This window comes from Bacillus sp. MUM 116 (genome assembly GCF_001866655.1).
GTDB lineage: Bacteria > Bacillota > Bacilli > Bacillales > Cytobacillaceae > Neobacillus.
This window is the reverse complement of the sequence record NZ_MLYR01000067.1, coordinates 1-13641: the sequence shown is the minus strand read 5'-3', so window position 1 is coordinate 13641 and position 13641 is coordinate 1. Positions and strand designations below refer to the sequence as shown.

The following is a 13641-nucleotide window of genomic DNA, read 5'->3' as shown; positions in this document are numbered from 1 at the left end:
TATCGATTTCACTGAAAAAATAAATCCTTTTAGCCCTTCTGAATGAACGAATTGGGGGTAAATCTGATGGAACAAAACATGATTCAAGAAATGAAAACGATTCTACTGGAAAAAAATCAAGAACTTTTAAATGATTTCGTATCACATTTTCAGCATTTTGATATTGCTGCAATGCTAAGTGAATTAGAACGAGAGGAACAATTATTGTTCATTTCCTTAGTCCCTATTCCAGTAGGGGCGGAAATTCTAGAGTATTTAGAGCCGGAATTGCAGTATAAGATATTGCATCGAATAAAGGATCATTTAACCTCTGAGATTTTGAATGAAATGTCTAGTGATACTATAGTTAATTTATTTCTAGCCATTCACCCGAATCAGGCAAAAAAATTGATGGGGTTTTTACCTGACGATTATCGGGAAAAAATTAATACTCTAATGAATTATAAGCCGAATACTGCAGGACGATTAGCTAACGTCGATTATATTGCTGTGCGTATAAATTGGACGGTTGACCAAGCATTGCAACATATTAGAAAAGTTGGCAATGAAGCGGAAATTGTTTCTTATCTTTACGTGTTAGGGGGCAGGGGAGAACTTGTTGGTGTTGTCTCATTAAAGGAAATTATTTTAGCAAAAACGGGGACAATATTAGAAGAAATTGTTCAAGGAGACGTTATATCAGTTTCTGTTGATGTCGATCAACAGGAAGCTGCTAATATTTTATCGAAATACGATCTTGTGGCGATACCGGTAGTGGCCCATCATCACCGAATGATTGGTATTCTCACCGTTGATGATTTGATTGATGTTATACATGAAGAAGTTACAGAAGATTTTCAAAAGCTTGGGGGAAGCCAGCCTTTAGATGAACCGTACTTTAAAAATTCCTTTTGGAATCTTTTTAGGAAAAGAATCGGTTGGCTGTTAATCTTATTTGTTGCTGAAGCATATACAGGTTCCGTGCTCCGACATTATGAAAATACTCTTTCGGAACAAATTGCTTTAGCGTTTTTTGTGCCTTTGCTTATTGGAACAGGTGGTAATACAGGGTCACAAACGGTGACAACATTAGTTCGTGCCTTAGCTGTTGGAGAAATACAATTTAAGGATATGTTCAAAGTGTTTAGAAAGGAAGTAACAACTGGATTGTTTTTGGGAATATCGATGGGAGCCTTTGCGCTAATACGGGCATTTTTTCTTGGTGTCAATATGAATACTGCCTTAGTGGTAGCCATTTCCGCTTTATTTATTGTCATTTGGGCGTCGATGGTGGCAGCCATTTTACCGATGATTTTGCATAAGTTGAAAATTGATCCTGCAGTTGTTTCAGGTCCTTTTATTACGACTTTAGTCGATGGAACGGGTCTAATTATTTATTTTACTATGGCAAAGATAATCCTTCATCTTTAGCAAGCAGTTAAAATAGCCTGCCCACTCTTTGTGAAAGAACAGGGTAGGCTCCTCTCTTATATTGTGTGTTTTTTCGAGCTGACTTTATAAAGGTCAAGTGTTAATTCACTGTGATCAGGTTCTCTAATTGGTGTCTTCAAATTTTGCAAGTCGCTCTAAGCCAATTTGAACAGCTAGGCAATCGTCCAAATAACCAAATGGAAATACATAATCAGGGATAATATCTGTGGATAAAATAAAATATAAAAGCACACTGCCGAGTATTTTGCGCTTTTCTGTTAGAACATTTTCCTCACTGAAACTCTTGTACATTTTATTCAATTCATTAATAAAGGGGCCAGCTCCCCTAACTTGCTCCACCTTTGTCTCAAACTCCTCAAATATCTTCTGCTCTCCTTCTTTCGTCAGGGCAAATTGTTCATACTTGGCCAATTCCTGATAAATATGCTCTATATTGAATTGATCGTTTAAAAGATTGGAAGAGACAAGAATTTCTTGTATGGAATTAAGGGAATTAAAAATATCAGGTGAAGTGTTCTGTTCATTTGTATCAATTTTGTACCCCGCAGACTGAAGTAATTTTGCAACTGGAATCCCTAAGTGTTGTGCAAACAATTGAAGATGTGAGAGCGTTGCCTTTTGTTTATTATTTACGATTCGCGAAATGGTTGCCGTATCAATTCCGGTTAGATTACTCAGCTTTCTCATCGAAAGCGAACGCTCCTTTAATAATGATTTTATCAGAATTCCTAGGTGTTGTTTTTCATTTTCCATTGTCATCAAAACCACTCCTTTGCAAAGAATTCATAAAGTGTTGACATTTTATCAACATTATTGAAATGAACAGGCACTTTTAGTCAATTCGGTCAATACAATGTAAAAAAATAAAAGGAGTGTTTACATTGGCGTGGCTTATTATTTTGGCATTTGCTGTTTCCTCAAGTATAGATAATTTAGGAGTAGGAATTTCTTATGGTATTCGTAAGATACAAATTCGTTTAGGCCCGAATATTTTGATTGGGATTATTTGTTTTCTCATGAGTATTGCAGGAATATCATTTGGACTATGGCTCTCAAAGATTCTTCCCGGAATGCTCCCAGTGATTTTTGGAGCGGTCTTACTATTTATTATAGGTATTCGTATCATTTTATTGGCAGTTCCGCGTAAAAAAGCAGCTTCAAAAATGAATACTGAGCATGATCAACAGTCTAAAAGTATTGAAGGGATACTAAGAAATCCAGAGGCTGCAGATGTCGATAAGTCAGGCGAAATTGGCTGGGGAGAGGCGATCATTCTTGGCATTGCATTATCAGCGAATGCACTTACCAATGGACTCGGTGCAGGTTTACTTGGTCTTTCACCGCTTGCAATTTCCTTAACAGCTGCAATAGGAAGTATCGTCAGTGTGTGGGCGGGTGTGAATTTAGGATCTAAATTAGCCGATATTCGGATTGGTTCATTTACTGTAGGTCAATTTGGAACCATAATAAGCGGTATAATTATATTAGTTATAGCGTTTACAGCATTTTTCTAGTTTAGGAGTGGAAATTTGCTATTTCTATATTTTACGATAAAAAGCAGGGCAGTATGCTAAAAAGAGATGATAAACTCATATATAAAAGGGCAATTGTTCATTAACCTCAGCAACTATCATGGACAAATGCTTTTTTTGTTTTGTATTTTGATAGTTAAAAAGCCTTTTCAATTTTATAAAAACATCATAAATTGGCGATATTGTTGATAAAATAACAACAGTATCGTTTAGTCATAAATATTAAAGTTTAATAAAATTATTTTTTTTAAAAGGAAGTGACTTACGATGAAAAAGAAAGGACTCTTGCTTACGATTGGTATCATTGTTGTCGTGGCATTCTATCTAGTGAGCAGTTACAATGGTTTTGTAACGGAACAAGAAATTGTAAATAATAAATGGTCACAAATAGACAATCAATTAAAACGGCGTGCCGATTTAATTCCCAATTTGGTCAACACTGTTAAAGGCTATGCTGCGCATGAAAAAGCAGTTATTGATTCTGTCACAAGTGCTCGTGCTCAATTAGCGGGGGCAAAAACTCCTGCAGATAAGGCGAAAGCGGATACTCAATTAACGGGAGCTTTAAGCAGATTATTAGTTGTTGCTGAAAATTACCCTAATTTAAAGGCTAATGAAAACTTCAAAGCATTAATGGATGAACTGGAAGGAACCGAAAACCGAATTTCTGTAGCGCGTAAAGATTATAATGATTCGGTGACAATCTATAATCAAAAAATTAAAAAATTCCCTGGTGTGATACTTGCCAGAATGTTTGGATTTGAGAAGAAAGACTATTACCAAGTAGATGAAAAAGATAAAGTTGTACCAAATGTAGATTTTGGAGGGAATAACCAATGAGACCAATGAGACGCATTGTCTCATTGGTCTTCCTATTCGTTTTTTTATTCCAATTTAGTATAGCAGCTAAAGCGGAAGTTAATGTTCCTGCCAGAGTAGGAGACATTTATGTTCAAGACCATGCCAATGTATTGAGCGAGGATGAAAAAGCGCAGCTTTTAACCCTTGGCAGGAAGCTAGAAGACTTAACTACTGCGCAAATAGGCGTTTTAACTGTAAATAGTTTAAATGGAAATGATATCGCAAGTTTTTCTAACGCGGCATTTAGAAAATATGGTCTCGGTCAAAAGAATAAGAATAACGGTATTTTGATTGTTGTATCATTAAAAGAGAAAAAAATACGATTGGAAATCGGTTATGGGCTTGAAGGAGCAGTAACAGATGTGAAGTCAGGCAGTATTCTCGATACTTATGCAATTCCTTTTTTAAAAGCGGGAGACACTGGAGCAGCAATCGTCAACACGTATAAAGCCGTGTATAACGAGGTGTTAAAGGAATACAAGGTTGCTGATGGAAATACCGTTACCTTGAAGAAACCAACAGCTGCCAAGTCCCCCCTTAGTACTTTTACTTTAATTTTAATCGCTATTGGTACGATCATTTTAATTACATTAGATTTTAAATTTTTTGGCGGAACGTTTACATTCTTGATTCTGAATCTCTTATCCAATTCCTCAAGAAGGGGTGGAGGAGGTTCCCGAGGTGGCGGAGGCGGAAGCTCGGGTGGAGGCGGTGCCAGCCGAGGCTGGTAGAAGTCTAGAGTGATCGTATTTCAAAGACAACCTAAAATGAAAATCCCTTTATTAGTTTATGTTTACAAGGAAGACCTATTGATTTTATTCAATGGGTCTTTTGTGATGATAAATAGGCAATCTATTTAACAAAACCTAATTCTTCCCTATAAAACTGTTGACAAAACGTCAATATAAAAAGTATCATTTTACTAATCACTAATTTGTGAATTTAATTGTTTAATTTGACAAATTTGATCATCCTCATTAAGAAAGGAGGAATCGAAATGTCTAAAGGCATTAAAGAAAATAATGTAGGTTTGTTGTTAAAAGAATTATTGAAGGAACAGTCCTTATCAATGCGGAGGCTTAGCAGACTCACTGAAATCGATCCGGCTACGATTTCAAGAATCATAAATGGTAAACGGAAAGCAAGTCCCGAGCACTTACAAAAGTTTGCAGAATGTCTTAATGTTCCCATCACTGATTTTTTTGCAGCTGCAGGTTTTTCAATTGAACTGAAGCAGGAATTGTATCAATCAGATATTCATATGTCTGTAGACAGCATTCAAAATCTTCTGGAATCATCTAAGTTATATGATAAAAAATTTACAATTGCAAGTGTTGAACAACATTTGGCAAATTATGAGCAATATACAAAAACGGAAGAGGGTCGTGAAACTATACTTAATGGCTTTGAGGAGAAGCTCCGGAAAGTAGGCAGAATAGGGCCATTTATTAGTCAGTTAAAGGATATGTACGAGAAATTTAGTCTTAGGAAGGGGTCTCCAAAGGAACTTGCCTTAATTGGAAGTGCATTACTATATTTTATTTTGCCAGTAGATGTTATCCCAGATTACATATTTCCAATCGGCTATTTAGACGACGTTATTGCGGTGCAAATTGTTATCAAATTACTTTTAAAAGATTGAGACTTTTTGAACCTGCTATAATCATAAATTTAGAAAGAATAGACTTTTTGGTAAGGTTATAATTTAAATGACAGGTGATACTTTAAGATGCAAACAAGAGAAAAAAAGAAAAGTAAACGAAAATGGCTTAGAAATATTTTGTTTATAGTTAGTTTATTATTTTTGACGGTGGTTGTTTATTGTATTTATCAATATAATGAAGGATTATCTGAGGCAAGCAATGGTAAGTATAAGAATGATGGGAAAATATTCAACCCATTCAATGGCCCTGAGCCGCAATATGGTGAAATTAATATTCTATTACTTGGAAGCGATTCTAGAGGCGAAGACCATGCACGTTCAGATACGTTAATGATTGCCCATTATAATCAAAAATCTCATCAATTAAAACTTGCTTCTATTATGAGGGACACATATGTTGATATTCCAGGTCACGGAAAACAAAAAATTAATGCTGCTTTTGCATTTGGAGGGCCTGAACTCGTTCGGCAAACCATTAAAGAAAACTTTGGCATTGATATTAATTATTATACTGTTGTTGATTTTGATGGATTTTCGAAAATGGTAGATATCGTGGCACCAAAAGGAATAGAAGTGGACATCCCATATAAAATGTCTTATGGGATTGGTATGACTCTACAGCCGGGCAAACAAGTCTTGCATGGAAAGAAATTGTTAGGATATGTACGTTTTCGCCACGATCGCTTAAGTGATTTTGGACGTGTAGAACGGCAGCAAGAAGCATTAACAAAGATTAAGGACCAAGCTGTTTCTATTCATAATCTTGTTCAACTTCCAAAGTTACTTGGAATGGCGGATCCTTATATAGATACAAATGTAGATACAGGAACCATGCTATCAATTGGTAAAGGTTTAATTACCGGAAATTCTGAAAAGATGGAGACTTTAAGAATACCTGTAAATAATTCTTATATAGATGAACGTGCAGACGTAGGGGCCGTTTTGAAAATCGATTTTGAGAAAAACAGCCAAGCATTAAAGACTTTTCTATCGGATAATGGAAATGATCGTAGTCTCTAAACAGTAGCCATATATGTCTTTTAAAAGTGGATTCGAATGGTTTCATCGAATCCACTTTTTTATTTAATTAGTCGTTTTCCCTTAGCTCACTTAATTTATACTTTGTTCCTCTCCAAACAATGCCGCCTCGCTTAAAAGTTAAAAGGCTGGCTCGGATAATCGAATAACTAAACAATAAAGCAGTGATTGGAAAAACAAAAAATAGGGAAGGAGAAAATAAAGTCATTCTCTTTATCACCATTACATAAAGAATCCCGCTCGTTAAAATATTTGCCAGGCTTAGAAGGGAAATCGTTTGGTTGCTCGAGAAAATGGTAAAGAAGGGGAGGAAGTGGGTCAAAAGAATTCCGAAAATCGCTAAAAACACCATACTGATACGGTAATTCAACCCCGCAAAGGTATTTTTTTCTAGCCCGACGAATGCCTCCTTCAAACTACCATACCATTCAACCTCAATTAAATAAAGGGCGGTGACAATCCTTTGCGAAAAACCTTCCTTTTTCATTTTCATTCCCAATTGAAGGTCATCATCCGGCCGCATTTTAATCCGTTCGTGTGTGCCGAACGCTTCATATGCCTTTTGAGAAACAAGATTAAAGGCGCCAATTCCCGTACCAATTTTGGATTTGGGGTTATTCGCCTGCCAAGGCCGTTTAAAATAGGAAAATCCAAACATGAAAAATGCTACAAATGACTTAAGCCAAAAGCGATTGGCATTTAAATTCGGTGCTGCGGTTAAATGGTCAAGTCCATTTCTTTCAAAGTAATGAAGCGCTTTAGCGAAAGCTTCTTTTTCATAGTGAACATCTGCATCTGTAAACAAAAACCATTTACCGGAAGCCTGTTTTGCACCTGTATATAAGGCATAGTTTTTCCCAAGCCAGCCTTCCGGTAATTGTTGTATATGGATGACCTTTATTCGTTGATCTTCGACGGCCAGCCCATCCATGATTTTTCCAGTGGCATCTGTCGAACGGTCGTCTACCAAAATCCATTCAACATTTTCATAGGTTTGCTGCAATTGACTTTGAATACTTGACATTATTTGTTTTTCTTCATTTCTTGCTGCCACTATGACGGTCAATAACGGCCCGTCTACCAGACCCGTCTCATTTTCTAGAGAGTCCAATTTTCTTAAACCGATACAGGCATCCAAGATAAACGCTATCCAAACAAGAATCCCCAATGTAAGTAACGCGGTTAACATGTATGACACTTCCCAGTCCTTTTTTTATATTTTATAAGAACTGTCGAGAAACATCCAATTTATAACAGCTGTTCTGCCGTTTCCAGCTGAGCGCTTAGTGCTTTCCCCATTTTTTTGGATTGGGCAGTGGCTGCCTTGATGCACTCAATAAATGCCTGCTGCACACCATTTTCCTCAAGAACCCGAATACCGGCTTCTGTCGTTCCGCCTGGACTTGTTACATCATTGCGCAGTTGTACAGGCGGTTTGATTGACTTCCGTACCATTTCTGCGGCTCCGATTAACGTTTGTACAATTAGCTCCTGAGCCGTTTCCTTATTTAACCCGATTTCTACTGCACTGTTTTCCATTGCCTCAATCAGATAATAAATATAGGCTGGGCCGCTTCCTGAAAGACCCGTTACAGCGTCAAGATGTTCCTCTTCAACAATTGTAGTTAATCCAACTGTGTTGAAAAGCTTTTTCGTCATTTCCATTTGCTGATTGGATACACGTTCATTGACTGCAATGGCAGTCGCGGATAATCCGACCGTTGCCGACGTGTTTGGCATCGATCTTACAACCGCCATTGGTTTTTTAGCCAAAACCTCAATGGTATTGATGGAAACCCCGGCCAGAACCGAAATCACCAGCATTTGCTCTGTTAAATATTCGCGAATCTTAGTAATCGCGGTTGCGGCATCCTTTGGCTTCATTGCTAAAACCACAATATCAGCTCCTGCAAAAAGAGCACTCATATCGTAAGAAGCACTTACTCCATAGCGATTGCGGAGCTTTTGCAGTCTCTCCTTATTTGAATTATTTGTTACCCAAATATTTTCTCTTTCCATTACCCCATTTTCCAGAACCCCCGAAATGAACGCTTCCGCCATCGAACCTGCGCCAATTACTGCCATTTTTTTCATTTGTTCCGCCTCCTTCTTAATTATTGTGAAAAAACAAAAAGACCCTTCATCCGTAAAGGACGAAAGGTCTATCTTCCGTGGTACCACCTTCATTGACCCTATGGAAAAATAATTAGGGTTCACTCGACTCCGATAACGCCGGATTTGCGTTAGGTTTTCCTAAAAGCTCATAAGGTAGGTTCAATGATCAAGAGGGCGGTGAAGCTTTTCAGCCTTTAGAGCTTCACTCTCTTTCGCCATTTCTCATTTACTGGTCTTATTCATCGCTTTAAACGAATCAAATTTTAATTGTGATTATGAAGGAAAAACAGCCTGTCTGTCAAGTGTTTAATTGCATGAATTTTTTATTTTTTCTAAAAAGTTATGTGAAAATAATGACATTTTCTGAAAAAATCGCTACACTTTATTTTATAATTATATTTTTTATTCGGAAATCTATATAACTATAATATAAGGGGGTTTTAAAATGACGGAGTGGAAAGATGGAGTTGCTAAAATTACGCTGCCGACTCCTTTTGCGGTCGGAGATGTAAATGTTTATTTGATTAAAGGAGAGCGGCTAACGCTTATTGATGCAGGGGTAAAAACGAAAGAATGCTGGAATTCGCTAAAAAAACAAATGGCTGATTTACATGTAAGCCCTGATGATATTGAACAGGTTATTCTAACCCACCATCATCCCGACCATGTCGGCATGCTTGATTTTTTATCTGATTCGATTGAAATTCTTGGCCACCCGCTAAATGAAAGATGGATTCATCCAACTAAAGAATTTTTTCAAGTGCAGGAGGAATTTTTCACTGAACTGTTTTATCAATTTGGGCTGCCAAAAGAATACTTACCATCTCTTGAGAATTTGCGAAAAACATTGAAGTATTCATGTAACCGTTCACTGACCGGGCACCTGCAGGAAGGGATGACACCTCCAGGGCTTAGCGATTGGAAAGTTATTGAAACCTTCGGGCATGCTCAAGGTCATATTGTTCTTTTCCGTGAAAAAGACGGCGTTTTAATTGGAGGGGATCTTATTTTAGCCCATATCTCACCAAATCCGCTGCTTGAGCCGCCTGCACCTGGCGAAACCGAAAGACCAAAGCCGCTCTTGCAGCATAATGAATCGATGAAAAAATTATTATCTTACCCGATTTCTGTTGTGTACACCGGGCATGGGGAAGAGGTTTACGAATTAAAAGAGCTCATTGAAAAAAGGCTTACCCGTCAGCATGAGCGGGCTATAACCGTCCTCAACTGGCTGCGGGAAGAACAGTTAAGTGTTTTTGAAATTTGCAAACGGCTTTTTCCATCTGTCTATCAACGTGAGCTCATGTTAACGATATCGGAAACGGTTGGGCAGCTTGACTATTTATCCTCCATCGGTGAAATTACTAATAAAGAAACAAAGCCTGTTCTTTTTCAGGCCAGATGAGGTGATCAGTTGGTTAGAGACCATTTGAAGGGAAAAAATATTGTCATCACGGGAGCTTCAGGTGGGATCGGTGCGGAGATTGCCAAGCTGTCTGCAGCAAGCGGGGCCAATCTTGTCCTTTTGGCAAGAAGCATCGGAAAGCTAAAGCAGTTGCAAAGTGAGTTACAGAAGAAACACAATATCAAGGTGGATATTTTTCAGCTCGATGTGTCTGATACCGATAAAGTTCAAGAAGTTTTTCAACGGATTTTTGTGGAAATTGCTACTGTCGATATCCTGGTGAATAATGCCGGTTTTGGAATTTTTCGTGAGGCCCATGAAGCGACAATTGATGAAATCAAGGGGATGTTTGAAGTTAATGTAGTCGGGTTAATGGCCTGCACAAATATGGTGCTGCCCAAAATGCGCGAACGGCGCTTTGGTCATATTATCAATATTGCCTCTCAAGCCGGAAAAATTGCCACACCTAAATCAAGTGTCTATTCGGCAACGAAGCATGCTGTTCTTGGTTATACCAATTCACTGCGGATGGAATTGGCAGACTACAATGTTCATGTAACCTCCGTGAACCCCGGGCCAATAGCGACTAACTTTTTTAACATCGCTGACGAAAAAGGGACCTATGTGAAAAATGTTCAGCGATTCATGCTTAAGCCGGAGTACGTTGCCGAGAAAGTCGTCAATAGTATGCTGACGAAAACGAGAGAGATTAATCTGCCGCGATGGATGAACATGGGCAGTGTCGTTTATGTTCTTTTTCCAAGCCTGTTTGAACGACTTGGGAAAAAGGCGTTTAATCAAAAATAAAAACCGCTGCTTTCAGCGGTTTTTCTTTTTTACCCTGTTAAAAATTCATACACTGTATCATTTATTACCTCATACAAATCCGCCTCAGGTTCAAGGGTTTTCGTCTGTAGAACCTGATAATAAAGCTTCTCTAATTCCTTGTCACTCATTGGCAATGAATCAGCTTCTGCATTGTACTGTTTAAAACAATTTCTAATCATTTTAATTACCAGTTTTTTGTCCACGGTCATACACCTCAATTCCATTATACTGTTTTTTTCCGTCTCCACATTGGAAAATTGTCATTAAATTCCCATTGAATACGAACGCATATTCGCTTACTATATAGAATATACTATAAAGGAACTGATGTTCGTATTTCGATCCGTGGAGGGAAGAGTATGGTCGATTACAGCACAGCACCGCAAAATAAAATTTTATGTGTGGACATGAAAAGCTTCTATGCCAGCTGTTCGGCTGTTATGCTCGGTCTAGATCCGCTTTCGTGCTATTTGGTTGTAGCAGGCAATCATGATCGGCAGGGGAGTGTCATCCTTGCCGCCTCACCAAGGGTGAAAAAGGAATTTGGCATTAAAACCGGCTCCAGGCTGTTCGAGATTCCCAATGATTCGCGCATTCAAGTAGTCGAGCCGAGAATGGCCACTTATTTACGAATTTCCACAGAGATTAGCAATGTTTTCAATCGTTATGTTCCAAAGGAAGCGATTCATACGTATAGCGTCGATGAAAGCTTTATAAAAGTGGATGGTGCAGTCCATCTTTGGGGGGATGCCCATACGATTGCCCAAAAAATAAAGAGCGATATTGAGCGGGAGTTTCAGCTGCCATGTGCAATCGGGATTGGACCAAATATGTTAATGGCGAAGCTTTGTCTTGATTTGGATGCAAAGAAAAAGGGGATTGCTGAATGGGCATATGAAGATGTTCAGGCAAAGTTATGGAGGGTGTCACCGCTTAGAGAAATGTGGGGGATTGGCAGAAGGGTTGAAAAAACGTTAAATGGGATGGGCATTTTTACAGTCGGACAACTGGCCCGATATGACTTGGAAAAGTTAGAAAAGAAATTCGGGATTATGGGCAATCAGCTTTACTATCACGCCTGGGGGATTGATCTTTCCGAGTTGGGTGCGCCGATTGTCGAAGGCCAAATCAGCTTTGGAAAAAGTCAAATTCTTTTAAGGGATTATAAAGAGGAGGAGGAAATCAAGCACGTCATTTTAGAAATGTGTGAGGAAGTGGCACGAAGGACAAGAACGCATCGAAAGGCCGGGAGAACGATTAGTCTTGGAATTGGTTACAGCCAGGATGAATTTGGAGGGGGATTCCACCGCTCAAGGACGATTGCACAGCCGACAAATGTGACGATGGAGCTTTACCGGGTTTGTCTTGAATTGTTTCACGAGCACTATAATGGCAAAACTGTAAGGCAAATTTCGCTTGCACTCGGCAATATTGTTGATGACAAGGACCTCCAGCTTGATTTGTTTGATATGAATGCATACAAGAAGCGGGACCTGGGGTATGTAGTCGACTCTATTCGCAGCCGTTTTGGAGCCGGTTCTTTATTGCGCGCTGTTTCTTATACAACTGCAGGAACCGCAAAGCATCGAGCCACACTCGTCGGCGGGCATAAAATGTAAAATTAAAGCAATTATTTATGAAAGAAGGAGTGGCGGATGATTCGTGACCGCGGAAGAATCAAATGGACGTCGATGATGCTCCCCGAACATGTTAAGTTGTTAAGGGATTGGGTAAAGGAGGACGGTTATGAAAATAGAAAAGAAATGGATGAGCAGCAGCTTGAGTTAATGAATGAAATTTTACTGGAGGCGATTGAGTTTGACCAATTTGTCACGATTACCCATTATCGGAATCGTAACTACGAAATCGTCATCGGAAAAATCCACTACTGGGACGAAATAACCCAAAAACTCCATATCGTCGATCGATTTGAAGACATTCATCGTATCCCGATTCGTGAAATTGCCGATATTCGGATGACTGATGTGTAATCTTGTGAAATTTAAAAGAGCGGTTGATGAACAACCGCTCTAAGGAGCCTAATCCTCTTTAGGGACCCGGACTTGAGACTCGAAATTTCCTTTATGCGACCCGTCACAAAAAGGTTTATTTTTCGATAATCCGCAACGGCAAAGAGAGAAAGATGGCTTTGTAGTATAAACATTTCCCTCGCCGTCGATTAATTCGACATCGCCTGTAATTCGGTAAGATCCATTGTCATTTACTTTAATTTGAACTTTTGACATATCCCAACACTCCCTAAATACTATTTTTATAGGCTGAGAAGCTTTAAGCAGAAAAATAAGAGCTTCAAAAAACATATGATACAATCATCATATGACAATAAAGGGGGCTTTTAAACATGAAAATAGAAATTACAGCAGCGGCTGCCGAAAAAATAAATAGCAGAACAGAAGGCCAAGCGGGTTATTTAAAATTAAAATACGATACAGACGGCTGTGGCTGTGCCGTAAATGGTGTAGTAGCATTATGGTTTGTATCCGAATTAGAAAATACGGATATCAAAATTGAAACAAATGTCATACCAGTGTATATCGAAAAAGCAAAAGCCGTTTTCTTTGATGAAGAAATGAAAATTGATTTTTCAAATGAATCAAATTGCTTTCAATTAAAAAGTCCGCAGCAAATCCTAAACGGACGCATGAGCCTTATCATTAAATAAGGCTCTTTTCGTAAACTTTGTTGCTTTTGGACCTTAATAAGGGTCATTTACTTAAGTTTCTAGGCAATTTTCGCAAATGTTCTTA

General features: G+C 38.5%; 16 protein-coding genes and 1 other annotated feature. Of the genes, 11 read left to right on the top strand and 5 right to left on the bottom strand.

What is annotated here, in order from left to right; all coding sequences use genetic code 11:
* The first annotated feature begins 66 nt into the window (after positions 1-66).
* On the top strand, positions 67-1410 hold the full coding sequence (gene mgtE / locus BIV60_RS16655) for a magnesium transporter (RefSeq protein WP_371261553.1): 1344 nt from the start codon (positions 67-69) through the stop codon (positions 1408-1410).
* A gap of 123 nt (positions 1411-1533) precedes the next feature.
* Here the strand turns inward: mgtE and BIV60_RS16650 are convergent, their stop codons facing one another.
* Positions 1534-2190: a helix-turn-helix domain-containing protein gene (locus BIV60_RS16650; protein WP_071356834.1), complete on the bottom strand. Its 657-nt coding sequence runs from the start codon at positions 2188-2190 to the stop codon at positions 1534-1536.
* Between the two features lie 122 nt (positions 2191-2312).
* On the opposite strand from BIV60_RS16650, the gene ytaF reads away from it, so the two are divergent.
* The 5 genes from ytaF to BIV60_RS16625 all read left to right on the top strand — a co-directional run bounded on the left by ytaF (position 2313) and on the right by BIV60_RS16625 (position 6507).
* Positions 2313-2945 (top strand): sporulation membrane protein YtaF, encoded by a 633-nt coding sequence (ytaF, locus tag BIV60_RS16645; RefSeq protein ID WP_071356833.1) that lies wholly within the window; start codon positions 2313-2315, stop codon positions 2943-2945.
* 285 nt (positions 2946-3230) lie between these two features.
* The gene (locus BIV60_RS16640) at positions 3231-3803 is read left to right on the top strand and encodes a LemA family protein (RefSeq protein WP_071356832.1); all 573 of its coding nucleotides are present in this window, start codon (positions 3231-3233) and stop codon (positions 3801-3803) included.
* A complete protein-coding gene (locus tag BIV60_RS16635) occupies positions 3800-4555 on the top strand; it encodes a TPM domain-containing protein (RefSeq protein WP_256218442.1) in 756 nt (251 codons plus the stop codon). Before BIV60_RS16640 ends, BIV60_RS16635 begins: the two co-directional genes overlap by 4 nt.
* 266 nt (positions 4556-4821) lie before the next feature.
* Positions 4822-5466: a helix-turn-helix domain-containing protein gene (locus BIV60_RS16630; RefSeq protein ID WP_071356831.1), complete on the top strand. Its 645-nt coding sequence runs from the start codon at positions 4822-4824 to the stop codon at positions 5464-5466.
* 87 nt (positions 5467-5553) lie between these two features.
* Entirely contained in the window at positions 5554-6507 is a 954-nt protein-coding gene (locus BIV60_RS16625) for an LCP family protein (protein ID WP_071356830.1), read from the top strand.
* 67 nt (positions 6508-6574) lie between these two features.
* On the opposite strand, the gene BIV60_RS16620 is transcribed toward BIV60_RS16625, so the two are convergent.
* Both BIV60_RS16620 and proC read right to left on the bottom strand, forming a co-directional pair.
* Positions 6575-7714, bottom strand: a complete 1140-nt coding sequence (locus BIV60_RS16620; protein ID WP_071356829.1) for a glycosyltransferase family 2 protein — start codon at positions 7712-7714, stop codon at positions 6575-6577.
* Between the two features lie 59 nt (positions 7715-7773).
* Positions 7774-8619, bottom strand: coding sequence for a pyrroline-5-carboxylate reductase (proC, locus tag BIV60_RS16615; RefSeq protein WP_071356828.1), 846 nt, complete (start codon positions 8617-8619; stop codon positions 7774-7776).
* Between the two features lie 52 nt (positions 8620-8671).
* Positions 8672-8892, bottom strand: a binding site (T-box leader).
* 193 nt (positions 8893-9085) lie between these two features.
* Between proC and BIV60_RS16610 the strand changes: the two genes are divergently transcribed.
* Together BIV60_RS16610 and BIV60_RS16605 are read left to right on the top strand one after the other, a co-directional pair.
* On the top strand, positions 9086-10045 hold the full coding sequence (locus tag BIV60_RS16610) for an MBL fold metallo-hydrolase (RefSeq protein WP_071356827.1): 960 nt from the start codon (positions 9086-9088) through the stop codon (positions 10043-10045).
* Positions 10046-10054: 9 nt separating this feature from the next.
* On the top strand, positions 10055-10852 hold the full coding sequence (locus BIV60_RS16605) for an SDR family NAD(P)-dependent oxidoreductase (protein WP_071356826.1): 798 nt from the start codon (positions 10055-10057) through the stop codon (positions 10850-10852).
* Between the two features lie 29 nt (positions 10853-10881).
* Here BIV60_RS16605 and BIV60_RS16600 read toward each other — a convergent pair whose 3' ends face one another.
* The gene (locus tag BIV60_RS16600; RefSeq protein WP_083402292.1) at positions 10882-11076 is read right to left on the bottom strand and encodes a YqzH family protein; all 195 of its coding nucleotides are present in this window, start codon (positions 11074-11076) and stop codon (positions 10882-10884) included.
* 156 nt (positions 11077-11232) lie between these two features.
* Here BIV60_RS16600 and BIV60_RS16595 point away from each other — a divergent pair, with 156 nt between their 5' ends.
* Complete coding sequence (locus BIV60_RS16595) at positions 11233-12492, top strand: Y-family DNA polymerase (RefSeq protein WP_071356824.1); 1260 nt, start codon at positions 11233-11235, stop codon at positions 12490-12492.
* A gap of 36 nt (positions 12493-12528) precedes the next feature.
* Positions 12529-12864 (top strand): YolD-like family protein, encoded by a 336-nt coding sequence (locus tag BIV60_RS16590; protein WP_071356823.1) that lies wholly within the window; start codon positions 12529-12531, stop codon positions 12862-12864.
* 48 nt (positions 12865-12912) lie between these two features.
* On the opposite strand, the gene BIV60_RS16585 is transcribed toward BIV60_RS16590, so the two are convergent.
* Positions 12913-13119, bottom strand: a complete 207-nt coding sequence (locus tag BIV60_RS16585; RefSeq protein WP_071356822.1) for a CDGSH iron-sulfur domain-containing protein — start codon at positions 13117-13119, stop codon at positions 12913-12915.
* A gap of 116 nt (positions 13120-13235) precedes the next feature.
* Between BIV60_RS16585 and BIV60_RS16580 the strand changes: the two genes are divergently transcribed.
* On the top strand, positions 13236-13556 hold the full coding sequence (locus BIV60_RS16580) for an iron-sulfur cluster biosynthesis family protein (RefSeq protein ID WP_071356821.1): 321 nt from the start codon (positions 13236-13238) through the stop codon (positions 13554-13556).
* Positions 13557-13641: the final 85 nt, after the last annotated feature.

What these genes read in the sequence shown, in the direction of transcription:
- BIV60_RS16610 (WP_071356827.1), top strand. Translation starts at nt 9,086, where the DNA reads ATGACGGAGTGGAAAGATGGAGTTGCTAAAATTACGCTGCCGACTCCT.
- BIV60_RS16595 (WP_071356824.1), top strand. Translation starts at nt 11,233, where the DNA reads ATGGTCGATTACAGCACAGCACCGCAAAATAAAATTTTATGTGTGGAC.
- BIV60_RS16635 (WP_256218442.1), top strand. Translation starts at nt 3,800, where the DNA reads ATGAGACCAATGAGACGCATTGTCTCATTGGTCTTCCTATTCGTTTTT.
- BIV60_RS16585 (WP_071356822.1), bottom strand. Translation starts at nt 13,119, where the DNA reads ATGTCAAAAGTTCAAATTAAAGTAAATGACAATGGATCTTACCGAATT.
- BIV60_RS16620 (WP_071356829.1), bottom strand. Translation starts at nt 7,714, where the DNA reads ATGTTAACCGCGTTACTTACATTGGGGATTCTTGTTTGGATAGCGTTT.
- mgtE (WP_371261553.1), top strand. Translation starts at nt 67, where the DNA reads ATGGAACAAAACATGATTCAAGAAATGAAAACGATTCTACTGGAAAAA.
- BIV60_RS16630 (WP_071356831.1), top strand. Translation starts at nt 4,822, where the DNA reads ATGTCTAAAGGCATTAAAGAAAATAATGTAGGTTTGTTGTTAAAAGAA.
- BIV60_RS16590 (WP_071356823.1), top strand. Translation starts at nt 12,529, where the DNA reads ATGATTCGTGACCGCGGAAGAATCAAATGGACGTCGATGATGCTCCCC.
- BIV60_RS16650 (WP_071356834.1), bottom strand. Translation starts at nt 2,190, where the DNA reads ATGACAATGGAAAATGAAAAACAACACCTAGGAATTCTGATAAAATCA.
- BIV60_RS16580 (WP_071356821.1), top strand. Translation starts at nt 13,236, where the DNA reads ATGAAAATAGAAATTACAGCAGCGGCTGCCGAAAAAATAAATAGCAGA.
- BIV60_RS16625 (WP_071356830.1), top strand. Translation starts at nt 5,554, where the DNA reads ATGCAAACAAGAGAAAAAAAGAAAAGTAAACGAAAATGGCTTAGAAAT.
- BIV60_RS16640 (WP_071356832.1), top strand. Translation starts at nt 3,231, where the DNA reads ATGAAAAAGAAAGGACTCTTGCTTACGATTGGTATCATTGTTGTCGTG.
- proC (WP_071356828.1), bottom strand. Translation starts at nt 8,619, where the DNA reads ATGAAAAAAATGGCAGTAATTGGCGCAGGTTCGATGGCGGAAGCGTTC.